The sequence below is a fragment of the gamma proteobacterium symbiont of Axiagastus rosmarus genome (assembly GCF_059730925.1).
Genome location: NZ_AP035925.1, coordinates 1,674,434 through 1,691,084, shown reverse-complemented (window position 1 = coordinate 1,691,084; position 16,651 = coordinate 1,674,434). Strand labels below are relative to the sequence as shown.

14 protein-coding genes are annotated in these 16,651 nt (G+C 60.7%); 3 read left to right on the top strand and 11 right to left on the bottom strand.

The features are described 5' to 3' along the window. Window positions 1-67: 67 nt before the first annotated feature. Window positions 68-1,522, top strand: coding sequence for an AMP nucleosidase (locus AC6I8F_RS07735; RefSeq protein WP_498028697.1), 1,455 nt, complete (start codon window positions 68-70; stop codon window positions 1,520-1,522). 46 nt (window positions 1,523-1,568) lie between these two features. Here the strand turns inward: AC6I8F_RS07735 and AC6I8F_RS07730 are convergent, their stop codons facing one another. Together AC6I8F_RS07730 and AC6I8F_RS07725 are read right to left on the bottom strand one after the other, a co-directional pair. After that, window positions 1,569-1,943: a hypothetical protein gene (locus tag AC6I8F_RS07730; RefSeq protein ID WP_338670994.1), complete on the bottom strand. Its 375-nt coding sequence runs from the start codon at window positions 1,941-1,943 to the stop codon at window positions 1,569-1,571. Between the two features lie 260 nt (window positions 1,944-2,203). After that, window positions 2,204-3,499 (bottom strand): NCS2 family permease, encoded by a 1,296-nt coding sequence (locus AC6I8F_RS07725; RefSeq protein WP_031280170.1) that lies wholly within the window; start codon window positions 3,497-3,499, stop codon window positions 2,204-2,206. 457 nt (window positions 3,500-3,956) lie between these two features. Here AC6I8F_RS07725 and AC6I8F_RS07720 point away from each other — a divergent pair, with 457 nt between their 5' ends. Next, complete coding sequence (locus tag AC6I8F_RS07720; RefSeq protein ID WP_104188831.1) at window positions 3,957-4,703, top strand: response regulator; 747 nt, start codon at window positions 3,957-3,959, stop codon at window positions 4,701-4,703. Here the strand turns inward: AC6I8F_RS07720 and AC6I8F_RS07715 are convergent. The 6 genes from AC6I8F_RS07715 to AC6I8F_RS07690 form a co-directional block, all read right to left on the bottom strand. After that, complete coding sequence (locus AC6I8F_RS07715) at window positions 4,640-5,692, bottom strand: carbohydrate kinase family protein (RefSeq protein WP_497998770.1); 1,053 nt, start codon at window positions 5,690-5,692, stop codon at window positions 4,640-4,642. The genes AC6I8F_RS07720 and AC6I8F_RS07715 overlap by 64 nt on opposite strands. A 1-nt stretch (window position 5,693) precedes the next feature. After that, complete coding sequence (locus AC6I8F_RS07710; RefSeq protein WP_058757359.1) at window positions 5,694-6,554, bottom strand: ketose 1,6-bisphosphate aldolase; 861 nt, start codon at window positions 6,552-6,554, stop codon at window positions 5,694-5,696. A gap of 12 nt (window positions 6,555-6,566) precedes the next feature. Then, window positions 6,567-7,250, bottom strand: coding sequence for a D-lyxose/D-mannose isomerase (locus AC6I8F_RS07705; protein ID WP_141495269.1), 684 nt, complete (start codon window positions 7,248-7,250; stop codon window positions 6,567-6,569). Between the two features lie 56 nt (window positions 7,251-7,306). Beyond that, a complete protein-coding gene (locus AC6I8F_RS07700; protein WP_058757358.1) occupies window positions 7,307-8,245 on the bottom strand; it encodes an ABC transporter substrate-binding protein in 939 nt (312 codons plus the stop codon). Between the two features lie 281 nt (window positions 8,246-8,526). Then, complete coding sequence (locus AC6I8F_RS07695) at window positions 8,527-9,510, bottom strand: ABC transporter permease subunit (protein WP_021509811.1); 984 nt, start codon at window positions 9,508-9,510, stop codon at window positions 8,527-8,529. A gap of 10 nt (window positions 9,511-9,520) precedes the next feature. Further along, window positions 9,521-11,026, bottom strand: coding sequence for a sugar ABC transporter ATP-binding protein (locus AC6I8F_RS07690; RefSeq protein ID WP_059012350.1), 1,506 nt, complete (start codon window positions 11,024-11,026; stop codon window positions 9,521-9,523). 144 nt (window positions 11,027-11,170) lie between these two features. On the opposite strand from AC6I8F_RS07690, the gene AC6I8F_RS07685 reads away from it, so the two are divergent. Next, a complete protein-coding gene (locus AC6I8F_RS07685) occupies window positions 11,171-13,756 on the top strand; it encodes an ATP-binding protein (protein WP_498028696.1) in 2,586 nt (861 codons plus the stop codon). Here AC6I8F_RS07685 and phnE (AC6I8F_RS07680) read toward each other — a convergent pair. From phnE (AC6I8F_RS07680) to phnD, 3 genes are all read right to left on the bottom strand, one after another. Next, entirely contained in the window at window positions 13,710-14,594 is an 885-nt protein-coding gene (phnE, locus tag AC6I8F_RS07680) for a phosphonate ABC transporter, permease protein PhnE (protein ID WP_058757355.1), read from the bottom strand. The two genes, AC6I8F_RS07685 and phnE (AC6I8F_RS07680), sit on opposite strands and share 47 nt — an antisense overlap. After that, on the bottom strand, window positions 14,591-15,454 hold the full coding sequence (gene phnE, locus AC6I8F_RS07675; protein WP_152390698.1) for a phosphonate ABC transporter, permease protein PhnE: 864 nt from the start codon (window positions 15,452-15,454) through the stop codon (window positions 14,591-14,593). Before phnE (AC6I8F_RS07675) ends, phnE (AC6I8F_RS07680) begins: the two co-directional genes overlap by 4 nt. Before the next feature lie 266 nt (window positions 15,455-15,720). Beyond that, window positions 15,721-16,650, bottom strand: coding sequence for a phosphonate ABC transporter substrate-binding protein (phnD, locus tag AC6I8F_RS07670; protein ID WP_031280167.1), 930 nt, complete (start codon window positions 16,648-16,650; stop codon window positions 15,721-15,723). Between the last annotated feature and the right edge of the window lies 1 nt (window position 16,651).

Here is a 16,651-nt window from a genome sequence, read left to right as displayed (position 1 = left end):
TCATCGTGATGAGAGGTTTATCCGCTATGCTCTGGTCAAATCGGTCCAAATTGCTGAAGGAGAATCTATGAATACGCAACGGAACGGATTGACCACCGAACAGGCGCTGGATCAACTGGAGCGTCTGTATGACGACGCGGTTGAAGCGCTGCGCAACGCCATTCGCACGTTCACTGCCAGCGGCACACTGCCGGACGCCGGGCTGCGCCAGCAGGGGCTGTTTGTCTATCCGGAGCTGCGCATCACCTGGCAGGGTGAAGGCCCGCAGCAAAATCGCACCCGCGCCTGGGGACGTTTTACCCACACCGGTCGCTACAGCACCACCATCACGCGCCCGGCGCTGCTGCGTCACTATCTCAGCGAACAGCTGCAGATGATCGAAAAAGAGTACGACGTGCTGATTGAGGTGGGTCCGTCACAGCAGGAAATCCCTTATCCCTATGTGATTGATGGCTCCGACCTGTCGCTGGACCGCTCCATGAGCGTCAGTATTGCGCGCCATTTCCCGACGACCGAACTGTCGCAGATTGGCGATGAAACCGCTGATGGCCTGTTCAACGCCGACGCGCTGTTCCCGCTGTCGCATTTCGACGCGCTGCGCACCGATTTCTCCCTGGCGCGCCTGCGTCACTACACCGGCACCGCGGTAGAACACTTCCAGCCGTTTGTACTGTTCACTAACTACACGCGCTACGTCGATGAGTTCGTGCGCTGGGCGATTGAGCAGGTGCAGGACCCCAGCACGCCTTACGACAGTCTCGCCTGCGCCGGCGATGTGGTGATCACGGCGGAAACGCAGGACCCAACGGCGATGATGTCGGATCTGGCGTGGAAGAAGCATCAGATGCCCGCCTGGCATTTAACCTCGCCCAATCGTCGCGGCATCACGCTGGTGAATATTGGCGTCGGTCCGTCGAACGCCAAAACCATCTGCGACCACCTCGCGGTGGTGCGCCCACATGCGTGGCTGATGATTGGTCACTGCGGTGGCCTGCGTGAAAGCCAGAGCATCGGCGATTACGTGCTGGCGCACGCCTATCTGCGTGACGACCACGTGCTGGACAGCGTATTACCACCGGATATCCCGATCCCGAGCATTGCGGAGGTGCAGCGTGCCCTGTACGACGCCACCAAAGCGGTCAGCGGTATGCCCGGCGAAGAGGTGAAGCAGCGCCTGCGCACCGGTACGGTTGTCACCACGGACGACCGCAACTGGGAGCTGCGCTACTCCGCATCTGCGTTACGCTTCAACCTGAGCCGCGCGGTGGCGGTGGATATGGAGAGCGCCACCATTGCCGCACAGGGTTATCGTTTCCGCGTACCGTACGGCACCCTGCTGTGCGTCTCGGATAAACCGCTGCACGGTGAAATCAAGCTGCCCGGCCAGGCCAACCGTTTCTATGAGGGCGCGATCTCGGAACATCTGCAGATTGGCATCTGCGCCGTTGAGCTGCTGCGCGCCGAGGGTGACAAACTGCACTCCAGGAAACTACGTACCTTCAACGAACCGCCCTTCCGCTAAATCCGCTGTTCCGGCCCATGGACGGGCCGGATTTCTGCTGGCAACCTTAAATTTTCAGCACCGCCACTTTTACCAACCATGCCAGTACGGCGAGGAGAGCCGGCAGCATGAGGGTCCAGATCAGCCTGTCATTTAATTGTTCGAACTTTTTATCGATGCGCTTCTCCACCTGACCGATCTCATTCATCAGTTGATTGCACATCAGCCCCTGTTCGGTACGCACGCGTTCCACGTCCGCTCTGGTGGCAAGGTTTTCAAAACGCGCGGTCAGGACCGCGACATCCTGCTGTAACAGCTGGGTGGAATTCGTCAGCTGTTCCACGTGTTGGGTTAATCGTACCATTAGCGGTGCTCCCTGATTTCTTAACGCCAGAAGGCGAGGCGGCAACCGATGCGGCAGCGTGCAAACGGGATAATCCATTATCTTGTCCTTCTTCAGCAACCTTGTGTCATCGCCTCACTCCACCGCTATTTAAGCAGAGCGGCAGCGATTAAACATTCCACGATCCCGCCACTGCAGGCAAAAAATTTGCGCATGGCAGAATTTACGGAAAGACAGTAAACAACAGGCCTGAAAGAGAAAAGTGGCGACGGGCAGGAATTGCGAGACATCACGCAAACAATGATTGCGCGAATGTAACAACTTACACGGAAGCCCGGGCGGGCTTCCGTTACACAGCATCAGGCACTCAGCCAGCCGAGTTTAATCACAAACAGAATCGACAGAATCACCAGCGCCGCATTGACCTCTTTGGTGCGGCCACTCAGCAGTTTCACCACCGTCCAGGTAATAAAACCAAAGGCGATACCGTTGGCGATCGAGTAAGTCAGCGGCATGGTCAGCGCGGTCACGGTGACCGGTGCCGCCGTGGTGACATCTTTCCAGTCAATTTCTGCCAGACCGGAAGCCATCAGCACCGCGACGAACAGCAGCGCTGGCGCCGTGGCGTAGACCGGCACGCTACCCGCCAGTGGCGAGAAGAACAGGCTGAGCAGGAACAGAATGGCGACCACAATCGCCGTCAGACCGGTACGGCCGCCGGCGCTGACGCCCGCAGCGGACTCCACATAGCTGGTGGTGGTTGAGGTACCCAGCAGTGAACCGAACAGCGCAGCGGCGCTGTCGGCGATCAGCGCACGGCCCATTTTCGGCACGTTGCCCTGCTCATCGGCCAGACCGGCGCGTTTCGTCACGCCCAGCAGCGTGCCGGTGTTATCAAACACGTCGACAAACAGGAACGCAAAGATCACGCTCACCAGGCCAACGTTGAACGCGCCGGCGATATCCAGCTGCATAAAGGTCGGCGCAATCGACGGCGGCGCAGAGAACACGCCCGCGAACGGTGTCAGGCCAATGCCCATCGAGATAAAGGTAACAACCAGAATGCCGATCAGTACGGCGCCGGTCACGCGACGCGCTTCCAGCACCACAATGATAAAGAAGCCCAGCAGCGCCAGCAGCGGACCCGGTTTGGTCAGGTCGCCCAGACCGACCAGCGTAGCCGGGTTATCCACCACGATGCCCGCCCCTTCCAGCGCAATCAGTGCGAGGAACAGGCCAATGCCTGCCGCAATCCCGGCACGCAGCGGCAGCGGAATGCTGGCAATAATCCATTCGCGAATTTTAAAAATCGACAGTGCAAAGAAGATCACCGCCGAGAGGAACACCGCACCCAGCGCGATCTGCCAGGTGTAGCCCATATGCAGCACCACGGTGTAGGTGAAGAAGGCGTTCAGGCCCATGCCCGGTGCCAGCGCGATCGGATAGTTGGCGATCAGGCCCATCAGAATCGAACCGATGGCTGCAGCCAGACAAGTGGCGACAAACACCGAGCCTTTATCCATACCGGTCGCCCCGAGGATGCTGGGGTTCACAAACAGGATGTAGGCCATTGCCAGAAAGGTCGTAATACCGGCAATGATTTCGGTGCGCACCGTGGTGTGGTGTGCTTTTAACTTAAAAAGTTTTTCTAACATCATCATCTCTCATCAGCGGAGACGGCCCGCAGGCCTGCTCTCTCTTGCCAAGGCGTTTTCCCGCTATTCCGCGCGTGGTGGCTAAGCTGACGCGGAAAAAGTGAGGAAAATTATTTTTTTATGCCGGCGTTTTGCCACCGCTGGCAGCAGAACGTCGTGTGCTATCCCCTGTCCACATAGCAATTGCTATGCCACTCCCTGACGCAATCGTTTTCGTTTTAGCGTGCCGTTGCGGCTAAGAAAATTCTGAACCAGAACGAGGCGCGATTATGGTGCATTGCACCACCTGCGCGCAAACGTTTTCCCGCCGTGCGCAGCCGGGGGTGAAATATTGCGGTAACGCACGCTTTCACACTCTGCCAGGCGATGGCGCTCACGTTTCTGCTGCGCGTTTCAGCAGCTTAAAAACGCCGGGTTACACTGCGTTTAACCCTTTCGCAACAAAAGAGGCAGTGCAATGAAGCCCGCGATTCTGGTCGTTGATGATGATCGTGCCATCTGCGAATTGCTGCACGATGTGCTGAGCGAACATGTGTTTACCGTTTATAGCTGTCATCAGGGGCGCGACGCCCTGGCGCTGCTGGCGCAGCATCCGGAAATCTCCCTGGTGATGCTGGATATGATGCTGCCCGATACCAACGGCCTGCTGGTATTACAGCAGATGCAGCGTCAGCGCCCTGAGCTGCTGGTGATCATGCTGACCGGCATGGGATCGGAAGCCGATATGGTGGTTGGACTGGAGATGGGCGCCGACGACTATATCGCCAAACCCTTTAATCCCCGCGTGGTGGTGGCGCGGGCCCGTGCGGCGCTACGCCGCTGCGGGCGACTGGCGCAGCCGGAAACGGTGATTGATGACGGCTGGCAGTTTAATGGCTGGCGGCTGGATGATGTGCGTTGTCAGCTGTTCAATCCGCAGCGTGAAAGCGTACCGCTCACCCAGGGCGAATACAGCCTGCTGCGCGCGCTGGTCGGCCACGCGCGTAAGGTCCTGACGCGCGACCAGCTGCTGGAGCTGACCCACAGCGAGAGCCTCGACGTGTTCGATCGCACCATTGATGTGTTGATCATGCGCCTCAGACGCAAAATCGAGGCTAATCCGCATCAGCCGATCCTGATCCGCACCATTCGCGGACTGGGCTATGTTTTTTCCGCCGATGTGATGCGCCCGTCCGCCGCGGCGCGCGAAACGCAAATCGCCTGATTCATCCAGCGCTGCATCTCGCTCAGTGGCCGGATGCCGTCCAGCGCGTTGGCCGCATGCAGATTAAAGCTGGCGCAGGTATGGGCCAGTTTTAACGTCTGCTGCAGGTTGTAGTTTTGATGGCTGGCGTAGAGCACGCCGGCGCAGAAGGCATCGCCCGCCCCGACGCTGCCGACAATCTCCTCTGCCGCTAAGCACCAGGCGGGCTGCCACAGGCCGTCGCCCGCTGACTGCTGGCCCCAGGCGCCTTCCGGTGCATGAATTACCACGCGCTGGCGCACACCCTGTGCCAGCAGCCAGCGTGCCGCAGCAGCAAAAGCCGCCGGTGACGCCAGCGTGCCACTGCTGCGCAGCTCGATGCCGGTGAGCGCCTGCGCTTCCAGTTCGTTAATCACCAGATAATCGAGCCAGCGCAGTGCCGGCTTCACCAGCGCCTGATACTCGCCGGCGCGCGAAACCAGATCGAGCGAGGTGAGATAGCCACGCTGCTGCATCTCCGCCAGCAGCCGGGCACTGCGGGTACCGTACTGCACATCGGGCTGGTCGAGCTTATCCAGTAACAGCAGATAGCCGAGGTGGAAGATGCGGTGCGCGGTGGCGAGGTGAGCAAAGTGCGCCACATCGAGCTGCGCATTGGCCCCGCGCGCGTGAAAAAAGGTGCGCTGACCGTCCGGCGCGGTCATCACCTGCGTCATCGCCGTGGCTGCCGCACCGGTGCGCTGCACGTGCTGATGATCCACATGATGTTCATCCAGCAGCTGCAGCAGGTAATCGCCGTCGCTGTCCTCGCCCAGCATCCCCACGGCGGCCAGCGGCAGACCGACCTGCATGCGCGCCAGGGTAAACAGCACATTCAGCGCCGCCCCGCCGCTGCATTTCTCGCTGTGGCTAATTTCGGCCAGCCAGCCCTGTTCTGGCCAGTGGCTGATGCGCTGCACGTGATCCACCAGCATATTACCCGCCGCCAGAATGCCGTTGCGTGCTGCCATGTCAGGCCCTCCCGGCGCTGCCAAACACCTGCATCTGCTGGGCCACAACGCTGGCGATGTCGCGTTCAACCGCCATTAACAGTTCGGCAAAAGAGTCGTAGCGCGCGTCGCGCTGGGTGATTTGCGTTTCAATCGCCCCGAGCGCCGCCTGCGACATCCCGGTGTAGAAGTTGATTTTGTGAATGCCGAGGCTGATGGCGCGACGGAAATCGGCGTCGCTGATGCCGGAACCGCCGTGCAGTACCAGCGGAATGCCGGCCGCTGCGCGAATCGCCGCCAGACGGTCAAAATCCAGCTTTGGCTCGCCTTTGTATTTGCCGTGCGCGTTGCCGATGGCCACTGCGAGGCAGTCGATGCCGGTTGCCTGGACAAATTCCGCCGCCAGCGCCGGGTCGGTGAATTTATTACTGTCCGCTTCGCCAAACAGCGCGCCACCCTCATCGCCGCCCACGGCGCCCAGCTCAGCCTCGACCGAAATGCCCAGCGCGTGGCACATCTTCACCACTTCCCGCGTCTGGCGAATGTTCTCGTCATAGCTCAGGGTTGAACCATCGAACATTACCGAGGTGAAGCCGAGACGAATCGCCTGCATCACCGCATCAAAATGCAGGCCGTGATCGAGGTTGAGCACCACCGGGATGGCGTGCAGCGCCGCTTCGGCACGGATAGCGGCGATCAGCGGTTCCAGGCTGACGTATTTAAAATGCACCTCGGCAATGTTGATGATAAACGGTGAACGCTGCTGCTCCGCCGCATGGAACAGCGCGCGCAGAAAGTGGGTGTCGAGAACGTTGAACGCGCCGAGCGCGTAACCGTGCTGCTGCGCATGGGCGAGGCCCTGCGCCAGAGAGATCAGTGCCATGGAACACTCCTGTTATGCCAGCCAGCGGTGATATTCGTTACACAGCAGCCAGCGCGGCGCTTCATCCTCATCAATCGGATTAAAGCGCGCCAGCGGGGTAAGAAAGACGTTGTCGTGCTCATCGTCATTGGGCATGGAGACTTCGCCCACCAGCACATCGCCGTAGCCGGTTTCGCCCCAGAAGCTGTGCCAGACACCGGGCAGTAACGTGACGCTTTCGCCGGGTGACAGCCGCAGCTGGGAGCCGGCGGCATGGGTCTGGCAGATGCCATCCAGCGTGACCTGTACCGGCGAATCCGCCAGCCGATCGCCGTCGCGATTGTGTAGCGTGATAATCAGGTTGCCACCGCCGCGGTTGATAATGTCTTCCATTTTTTGCGGATGATAATGCATCGGCGTCACCTGCCCTTCGCGCACGTGCATGATCTTCTCCGCATACGGTTTGCCCCACGGCTGTCCGCCGCGTGAACCGTTGCGCAGGGTAAACAGCGTCAGGCCGGTCTGGCTGAAATCATCGGCACCAAAACTGGTGACATCCCAGCCGAGGTGCAGCGCCAGCAGTTCGGCAGCGGCTGAGGTGTCCAGCGCACGCCACTGGCTGAGACCGTAATCGGCCCACGGCGGCAGATGCACATCCTGCCGCAGAAAGAATTCACGGGTCAGTTGCAAAATCGCGTTAACTTCGGAACGTTGCATAGCTGCGTCTCCGGCGGGCGTCGCGGCGCGCATGTGCACCGCGACGCCCGTGTGGCTTATTTCACCGTCCAGCCTTTGTAGCTGCTGACATTGTTACGATCGATCAGCGTTACCGGAATCAGCACCGGCTTATCCGGCGCTGGCTTGCCCTGCAGGATGTCATAGCCAATCTCAACTGCTTTAGCCGCCATCACCTGCGGATCCTGGGCTGGCGTTGCGACAAAGAGCGAGCCTTTGCGCTTCAGCGCCTCTTCGCCGTCTGGCGATCCATCGACGCCGACGATAAAGAATTCGCTACGCTGCGCCTGTTTCGCCGCCAGATCGGCACCGATAGCGGTAGGATCGTTGATGGCGAACACGGCATCTATCTTCGGATTGGCCGACAGCAGACCGGTCATCACTTCCAGTCCGCCTTCGCGACTGCCTTTGGCGTTCTGGTTGTAAGAGAGCAGTTTGATATCCGGGTGGGTTTTCAGCTCATTCATGCAGCCTTCCACGCGGTTCTGCACCGCTGACACCGGTGGTCCGTTGATGATGACCACGTTGCCTTTGGCTTTCAGGCGGTCGGAGATGTATTTACAGGCCATGGCCCCGGCCTGGGTGTTGTCAGAGGTGATGGTGGCATTGGCACCGTCCGCGGCCACGTCCACCGCCACTACCACGATGCCGGCATCACGCGCACGCTTCACCGCCGGCGCGATGCCTTTGGAGTCGGCAGCGTTGAGGATGATCATGTCCACTTTAGCGGCAATGAAGTTGTCAATCTGCGCCACCTGCTGGCCAAGATCATAGCCGCTGGAGACCAGCGTCACGTTGACCTTATCGCCCGCCAGCTGACGCGCCTTGAGCTCCGCCCCTTTGGTGATCTGGACGAAGAACGGGTTAGCCAAATCGCCCACCGTCACGCCGATGGATTTCAGTTCTTTGGCCTGCACAAATGGCGCACTGAACAGTGTCGCGGCCAGCAGTCCGGTGATAATCGGATTAAAACGCATAGTCGATGTTCTCCTGCTTTTTTGATTTTATGCCCTGATTGCCTTTGCCCTCACCCTGGCCCTCTCCCGCAAGCGGGAGAGGGAACCGTTCTGCGTGGTGTTCAGGTGAAGCACTTGTTTCTAAATCTTCCCTCCGGACAGCCCCCTCTCCCGCAAGCGAGAGAGGGAACCGTTCTGCGTGGTGTTCAGGTGAAGCACGTTAGTTACCCCTTCTCACCGGGCTGCCCCCTCTCCCGCGCGCGGGAGAGGGTTGGGGTGAGGGCCAAAGCCAGCGCACGCCCTCACCCCACGTGATGCCGCGTACGGTACTTATCGATCAGCACCGCAATGATGATCACCCCGCCCTTAATCACCAGCTGCCAGAAGTACGACACGCCCATCAGCGTCATGCCGTTGTTCAGCGTGGCGATAATCAGCGCGCCAATCAGCGTGCCGGTAATAGTGCCAATGCCGCCGACAAAGCTGGTCCCGCCAAGAATCACCGCGGCGATCGCGTCCAACTCATAGCCCACGCCGAGGTTGCCGTTAGCGCTGTACAAGCGCGATGCGCTCATCAGGCCACCCAGCCCGGACAGCAGGCCGCTCATGGCGTAGACAAACACCAGTACCGCGCCGACTTTAATACCGGTCAGGCGCGCTGCCTGCATGTTGCCGCCCACCGCATAGATGTGCACGCCAAGCGTGGTGCGGCGCAAAATAAACCAGCACAACGCAATCACCGCAAACGCAATGATAATCAGCCACGGGATCGGGCCGAGATAACCGTTGCCTATCCACTCAAAGTTGATATCCGAGTTAATCACCGTGGTGCCGTTAGCCAGCAGATAGGCCGCCCCGCGCAGCGCGGTATAGGTGCCCAGCGTGACGATAAACGGTGGCAGGCCCGCCCAGGCGACCAGAATGCCGTTGAACAGCCCCATGATCAGCCCGGCTCCCAGCGCGGCCGGGATGGTCAGCCCGGCAAACGCCGGATCGAGCGACACCACCATCGCCACCACCGCCGTGGTACCCAGCATTGAGCCAACCGACAGGTCAATACCGCCGGTGAGAATGACAAACGTCATGCCCGCCGCCAGCACAATGTTGATGGAGGCCTGACGCGTGATATTCAGCAGGTTAGCTTCGGTAAAAAAGTTCGGGGCGACAAAGCCAAATACCGCCACGATCAGGATCAGAATCGGCAAGATACCCACGGTTTGCAGCAGGTCACTCATCAACGCACGTTTTAGCGTTGGACTTTTTACGCGTGCGGTTTCACTGGTCATTCCCGTCTCCTCAGGCCTGGACCGGCTGCGCGCCGGTGGCCAGTGTCATTATGTTTTCCTGGCTAATCTGCTCGCCGCTCAGCTCGCCGGCGATGGTGCCTTCGCGCATCACGTACACGCGGTCGCTCATGCCCACCACTTCCGGCAGCTCGCTGGAGATCATCAAAATCGCCACGCCCTGCTGCGCCATCTGGTTCATCATGCGGTAGATTTCACTCTTGGCGCCGACATCCACGCCGCGCGTCGGCTCATCCAGAATCAGGATGCGCGGCGCTATCGATACCCAGCGCGAAATCAGCAGCTTCTGCTGGTTGCCGCCGGATAAACCGCCAGCGCGCACCTGGGCGTGCGGCACGCGGATATTCAGTGATTGAATCGCCTCGCTGGCGATTTTCTGCCCTTTGCGCCGGTTAAGCAGGCCGTAGCTGGCATCGCGCTCAAGTGTGGCCATCACGATGTTTTCCTGCGCCGCCAGTTCCAGAAACAGCCCCTGCTCTTTGCGGTTTTCGGTCAGGAAACCGATGCCGCGCGCAATGGCGTCTCGCGGCGAGTGAATCTGCACTTTTTCACCGTCGATCCAGATTTCCCCGCCGGCTGGCTGATGCACACCAAAAATCAGCTGCGCCAGCTCGCTGCGGCCGGCACCGACCAGTCCGGCCAGTCCGACGATCTCCCCGGCGCGCACCGCGAGGCTGCTGGGATGCACTTTGCGGTTGTCGGTCAGATGATTTACCGCCAGGCGGATTTCGCCGAAGGTAATGGCGCGATCTTTGTTGAACAGATCGCTGAGCGGACGGCCGACCATCATGCGCACCAGTTCGCTGGCGTTCAGCTGTTCGCGCGTCAGGCTGCCGACGTACTGGCCGTCGCGCAGCACGCTGACGCGATCGGAGAGTTCATACACTTCTGCCATGCGGTGGCTGATGTAGATGATCGCCATGCCTTCGCTGCGCAGGCGTTTGATCAGCGCAAACAGCTGTTCGGTTTCGCGATTCGAGAGCGCAGCGGTGGGTTCGTCCATCACCAGGATGCGGCTGTTGCGATGCAGCGCGCGGGCAATTTCCACCTGCTGCTGTTCGGCGATGCTCAGGCGGCTCACCAGATCGGTGGCGCTGAACTGCGCGCCAAGGCGGTTAATCACCTGCTGCGCTTCTTCCGCCATCTGGCGACGCTTCACCAGCCCGCCGCGGGAAATTTCACTGCCGAGAAAGATGTTCTCTGCCACCGTCAGATTCGGCGCCAGGTTGATTTCCTGATAAATCAGGGTGATCCCTGCCGCCAGCGCCTCTTTCGGGCCCCTGATCGCGTAGGGTTGACCATCGATAAGAATTTCCCCGCTGCTGGCGGTATACGCGCCGGCCAGAATCTTCATTAAGGTACTTTTACCGGCACCGTTTTCGCCCATCAGCGCGTGCACTTCACCCGGCCAGACGGTCAGGTCGACGCCTTTCAGCGCATAGAAGCTGCCGAAGCGCCGGGTAATTGCCCGCATTTCTAATATCGGTGTCGCCGCCATCTTCAGGCTCCTGCTGCCAGTGGATAGCCGCGAGTTAAGCAACGCCAGATAAATGGAAAATGTCAGACGCCGTTCATATTTGTCATATTGCGCTCCGGCCGCGCTTCTATACTCGCCGGAGTTGAGCGGTAAGGAGCGGCAGCAATGAGTCACAGTCTGCACTGGCACGCCGGCGCGCGCGGGCGCCTGCTGATGTTTAACCTGTTGGTGGTGAGCGTTACGCTGGCGGTGAGCCTGGTGGCTATTTTTGGTTTTCGCCACGCCGGTCACATTCAGGAGCAGGCGCAGGCACAAACGCTGGCCGATATGAACGGCAGCCTGGCGCTGGCGCGTGATACGGCCAATGTCGCTATCGCCGCGGTGCGGCTGGCGCAGGTGGTGGGCGCGCTCGAATACCAGAGCGAATCGGCGCGCCTGCAGCAGACCCAGCAGGCGCTGCAGCAGTCGCTGAGTCAGCTGGCCAGCGCACCGCTGGCCGCACAGCAGCCGGCGCTGCTGGCACGCATCCGCGAGCGCAGCCAGATGCTGGAGCAAAGCATCAGCCAGCTGCTGCTGGAGGGGCATCAGCGCCATTTACAGCGTAACGTGATGCTCAGCGGCCTGTGGCAGGCGCAGTTGCTGCTCAACCGTATCGACCTGCTGGCCAGCGACGGCGCGTTTCTGCCGCTGCGCCAGCAGACGGCCGCGCTGTTAACCGTGGCAATTCAGTCCGCCACGCCGCAGGCCGCAGTGCAACAGCTCAACAGCGTGCTGCCGATCTGGTCTGCGCTGCCGCTGCAGGGCGTGCTGGCGATGCAGCGCGCGCGGCTGGTCAGCACCAGCCAGCAGCTGCTGCCGGTGGCCGGTCAGCTGGAGCAGAGTGACATCGCCATCGCCTACGCCACGTATCGCATCAAGGCGCTGGTGGCGATGCTCAACGAAGACATCACCCACTACGTTCAGCTGGTAGCGCAGCAGAGCGATGCGCGCAGCGCCACCGCCCATCAGGAACTGGATTCAATCATCGGTTTCATCGGTCTGTTTATGCTACTGGCGCTGCTGATTACCGGTTACGCCGGTTACTACATCTACCGCAATCTCGGCTCCAGCCTTACCGCCATCGCGCACGCCATGACGCGGCTGGCGCAGGGGGAGAAAAGCGTCAGCGTGCCCGGCCTGGCACGGCGCGATGAGCTGGGCGATCTGGCGCGCGCCTTTAACGTGTTCGCCCGCAACACCGCTTCGCTGGCGCACACTTCGCAGCTACTGAAAGAGAAAAGTAACCAGCTGGAATCGACCTTCCTCGCCATGCGCGACGGCTTCGCGCTGTTTGATAACAGCGGTCAACTGGTGGTGTGGAATGCGCAGTACGCCGAACTGCTGGGCTTCGCGCCGCGCGAGCTGCATCGCGGCATGCACTATCAGCGTTTGCTCGATCGCGTCGATGTGCAGCTCAGCAGCCTGCACGACGCGCAGGAAGTCAGGTTGCCGGATGGCCGCACGCTGGAACTGCGCTTCAGCCCGGTGCCGCGGCGCGGCATGGTCAACACGGTGCTGGAGCGCACCTCACGTAAGGCGCTGGAAGCGGCACTGCTGCACAGCCAGAAGATGAAAGCGGTCGGTCAGCTGACCGGCGGCCTGGCGCACGATTTCAATAATTTGCTGGCGGTGATCATCGGCAGCCTGGCGCTGACCGTCGATCAGCTGCCGCCCGGCACGCTGGCCAGCCGCATTGAGCGCGCGCGTCTGGCCGCCGATCGCGCCGCTCAGCTGACGCAGCGCCTGCTGGCCTTCTCACGCAAGCAGGCGCTTTATCCGCGTGCCGTTGCGGTGGTGGAACTGGTGGAAAATCTGCAGTCGCTGCTGCAGCACTCCCTGCTGCCCGGCCAGCATCTGGTGGTGGATGCGCAGCGCCCCGGCTGGCCGGCGTGGATTGATGCCGGCCAGCTGGAGAACGCCCTGATGAATCTGGTGGTGAACGCGCGCGATGCCATGGAGCGCCAGAGCGGCGAGATCCGCCTGCGCATCTGGAATCAGCGGATTCAGGAGGCCGATGTCAAGCGCGACCGCGTCACCATTGAAGTGATTGACCACGGCTGCGGCATGTCCGCCGAGGTGCGGGAACAGGTGTTTGAACCCTTCTTTACCACCAAAGCCACCGGCAGCGGCAGCGGGCTGGGGCTGTCGATGGTGTACGGATTTGTGCGCCAGTCCGGCGGACAGATCGAACTGGAGACCGCGCCGGGCCAGGGCACCACGGTGCGGCTGCTGCTGCCGCGCGCGCCGGAAGCCGCGCAGCCGCTGGTGAGCGCGCCGGTGCTGACGCCGCGCGCCAGCCGCGATCGCCTGATACTGGTGCTGGATGACGAGCCGGCGGTGCGCCAGACGCTGTGCGAACATCTGCATCAGCTGGGTTATCTGACGCTGGAGTGTGCTGATGGTGAGAGCGCGCTGACGCTGCTGCGCCAGACGCCGGATATCGATCTGCTGATCAGTGACCTGATGCTGCCGGGTGCCCTGAACGGTGCGGATGTGATTCGTCAGGCGCAGCAGCAGTGGCCACAGCTGGCCACCCTGCTGATCAGCGGTCAGGATCTGCGCCAGACGCCGGTGACGCTGCCGCTGTGTGAACGGCTGGCGAAACCCTGGCAACAGGCGCAGCTGGTGCAGGCGCTGGAGCGCGCCTGGCAGCGCAGTGAACGGCTCAGTCGCGCGCGGCAGGCTGCCACAGCGGCACCCCTTTCCCGGTGATGTAGCGTTTACGCAGTCGGCTGGAGATGGCGTCCATCACCATCACGACTACCACCAGAATCACGGTCAGGAACATCACCACATCCCAGTTCCACAGGCGCATGTTTTCGGCGTAGACCAGCCCGACGCCACCGGCGCCGACAAAGCCCAGCACCGCCGCCGAGCGGGTGTTGGACTCAATCTGATACAGACTCAGCGCGAGAAAGGTGGGAAACGATTGGGTAAAAATGCCGTAACGGTGTTTTTGCAGGCTGTTGGCCCCCACTGCGCTCAGGCCGCGACTGGGTGAGCGTTCAACCGCTTCATGCCCTTCGGCATACAGCTTGCCCAGCAGGCCGATGTCCTGCATCACAATCGCCAGCACCCCGGCCAGCGGCCCCATGCCTACCGCCCGCACGAAGATCAATCCCCAGATGGCCATGTCGATGCCGCGCAGCACATCCAGCAGCCGGCGCACCAGCAGCGATATTGGCCGCGTCAGCGGATCGTGCATCACATTGCGCGCCGCCAGAAAGGAGACCGGCAGCGCGATGACGGTGGCGGTGAGCGTGCCGGCAAACACGATAGCCAGCGTGATGCCGACCTGCGAGAAATAGTAGCCAAACGGCCAGTTGACGAAATCCTGCCAGACGAACATGCGCAGGAAATAGCGTCCGAGCTGCTGGCAGCCGATGACAAAGCGCTGCCAGTCGATGCCGAACACGCTGAAGAAGAACAGATAGTAGAGCACCAGCGCCAGCGCAATCAGCGCGATGCGCCGCAAATAACGGTTTTGCGCGGCAAACAGTGCAGCATGCTGCTGTTTCAGTTTCGCCACGTCGGGCGCTAAGGCGATCATTTTACGTCTCCTTCAACCACACGACGGCGCAGCCAGCCGGATAGCGTATCCAGCAGCGACACCACCACGATGATCAGCAGCAGCGTCATGCTGACCTGATCGTAGCGATCCAGTTTGATGTTGGTCATCAGCTCCTGACCGATGCCGCCCGCGCCCACCAGCCCGAGGATGGTGGAGGAGCGGAAGTTAATTTCCAGCCGCATAAAGCTGTAGGAGAGAAAGGTCGGTTTCACCTGCGGCCAGAAGGCGAAGCGCATACGCTGCAGCTTGCTGGCACCACAGGCGGCGAGACCGCGCACCGGTTTGTCGGAGGCGCTCTCAATCGATTCGTAGAACAGTTTGGTCAGACTGCCGATGGTGTGCAGCGCCAGCGCCAGAAAGCCGGGGATGGCACCGATGCCGAATGCCATCACGAACATTACCGCCCACGCCAGTTCCGGCATGGTGCGCAGGAAGGCAACAAAGGCGCGAATCGCCATGCGCAGGCTGCGCGGCGACTGGGTGTTATCAGCGGCGAAAAACGCCAGCACGGCGGCGATCAGCACTGCAATCAGGGTGGAGGACAGCGCCAGCTGCAGGGTTTCCCAGATCAGCGGCAGCTGAAAGTGCAGACGATAGCCCCAATAAGCCAGCGAACCTTCGGTTTTGACGTCCGCGAACAGCAGCGGCAGGTGCAGCACCGGCAGCGTCGCGCCGATGTAGTCAAAGAAGTGAGGCAGCGATTGCCAGACCGTGACCAGGTTGAATTCCGCCACGTTGCCGGCCGCGAGATAAAGCGCTACCAGCAGCAGCGACCACAGCAGCGTGTCGCGCTTTTGCTGGCGGCGAATACGTTGGTAGTAGTGTTCGAAATCGGTCAAGGGAGAGATCCTTTGTTGATGGCGAGGGATTGCCCTCACCCTAACCCTCTCCCGCCAGCGGGAGAGGGAATTGTCCAGCAGTATGATGCAGGCCCGTACCCCATCATCTCCCGCCAGCGGCGAGGAAATTGTCCGGTAAACAATGCCGGCTCGTGCGGCTCCCTCTCCCGCCAGCGGCGAGGGAATTGTCCGGTAGCTCGTGCGGCCCCCTCTCCCCCCGGGAGAGGGCTGGGGTGAGGGAAATACCGCACGAAGCCACCCGCTCGTTACCCGCGTGCACCCTTCATCAGGTCGCGCTTCATATCGATGATATTCTGGTAATCCGCGACGCTGGCAGCGCCGATGTGCTGGGCACCGCCCACCGCTTTAACAAAGCAGCTGTGATCTTCTTTATCCAGCTTTTTGATCGCGGCCACCACTTTCGCTTTGAAGTCAGCGGGCAGGTTATTACTCACCAGAATCGGGCCGTTAGGAATCAGCGGTGACTGCCAGATGATGCGGATCTGCTTCATCAGATCCGGGTGATCCATACGAATCAGACGACCAAAGGCCCCCGAGGTATAGCCACTGTTGTAATCGCCAATCAGCGACGTCCAGGTCACCGCGCCGTCGAACTGGCCATTCAGCACGCCGAGGATGTCCTGCTCGTGGCCACCGGAAAACGTCACGCTGGAGAAGGTGTTGTTGTACTTATCATCCACCGTACCGCCAAACTCTTTCTTAAAGGCCTGATTCGGCATCAGGAAGCCGGAGGTGGAATCCGGATCGGCCATGCCAAACGATTTACCTTTCAGATCTTCCAGCTTCTTATACGGGCTGTCGGCTTTAACAATCACCACCGAGTGGTAGCCTTTCGAGCCATCTTTGTCGTCCACCACGATACCGACGATATCCACGGCCTTCGGGTTTTGCAGATAGACCGAGGCGTAAGACGCCGGCGACATGCTCAGCACCATATCGATCTTGTTGCCCAGCAGTCCCTGAATCACGCCGGCATAGTCAGACGAGTTGCGCAGTTGCGTATCCACGCCCAGCTCTTTATCGAAGAAGGTTTTCACACACTGGTTATCGCCAATCTGCTGGGTGGCGTTCTGCCCGCCCAGAATTCCCAGGTTCAGCTGTTTCGGTGCATCCGCTGCGTTAACGCCAAAAGCCATCAGAGCGCCTGTCAGTAAAGCTAAAGCAGTCAGTTTCATT

What these genes read in the sequence shown, in the direction of transcription:
- AC6I8F_RS07715 (WP_497998770.1), bottom strand. Translation starts at nt 5,692, where the DNA reads ATGGCAGCACGCAACGGCATTCTGGCGGCGGGTAATATGCTGGTGGAT.
- AC6I8F_RS07720 (WP_104188831.1), top strand. Translation starts at nt 3,957, where the DNA reads ATGAAGCCCGCGATTCTGGTCGTTGATGATGATCGTGCCATCTGCGAA.
- phnE (WP_058757355.1), bottom strand. Translation starts at nt 14,594, where the DNA reads ATGATCGCCTTAGCGCCCGACGTGGCGAAACTGAAACAGCAGCATGCT.
- AC6I8F_RS07700 (WP_058757358.1), bottom strand. Translation starts at nt 8,245, where the DNA reads ATGCGTTTTAATCCGATTATCACCGGACTGCTGGCCGCGACACTGTTC.
- AC6I8F_RS07725 (WP_031280170.1), bottom strand. Translation starts at nt 3,499, where the DNA reads ATGTTAGAAAAACTTTTTAAGTTAAAAGCACACCACACCACGGTGCGC.
- AC6I8F_RS07705 (WP_141495269.1), bottom strand. Translation starts at nt 7,250, where the DNA reads ATGCAACGTTCCGAAGTTAACGCGATTTTGCAACTGACCCGTGAATTC.
- AC6I8F_RS07730 (WP_338670994.1), bottom strand. Translation starts at nt 1,943, where the DNA reads ATGGATTATCCCGTTTGCACGCTGCCGCATCGGTTGCCGCCTCGCCTT.
- AC6I8F_RS07695 (WP_021509811.1), bottom strand. Translation starts at nt 9,510, where the DNA reads ATGACCAGTGAAACCGCACGCGTAAAAAGTCCAACGCTAAAACGTGCG.
- AC6I8F_RS07735 (WP_498028697.1), top strand. Translation starts at nt 68, where the DNA reads ATGAATACGCAACGGAACGGATTGACCACCGAACAGGCGCTGGATCAA.
- AC6I8F_RS07685 (WP_498028696.1), top strand. Translation starts at nt 11,171, where the DNA reads ATGAGTCACAGTCTGCACTGGCACGCCGGCGCGCGCGGGCGCCTGCTG.
- phnD (WP_031280167.1), bottom strand. Translation starts at nt 16,650, where the DNA reads ATGAAACTGACTGCTTTAGCTTTACTGACAGGCGCTCTGATGGCTTTT.
- AC6I8F_RS07710 (WP_058757359.1), bottom strand. Translation starts at nt 6,554, where the DNA reads ATGGCACTGATCTCTCTGGCGCAGGGCCTCGCCCATGCGCAGCAGCAC.
- AC6I8F_RS07690 (WP_059012350.1), bottom strand. Translation starts at nt 11,026, where the DNA reads ATGGCGGCGACACCGATATTAGAAATGCGGGCAATTACCCGGCGCTTC.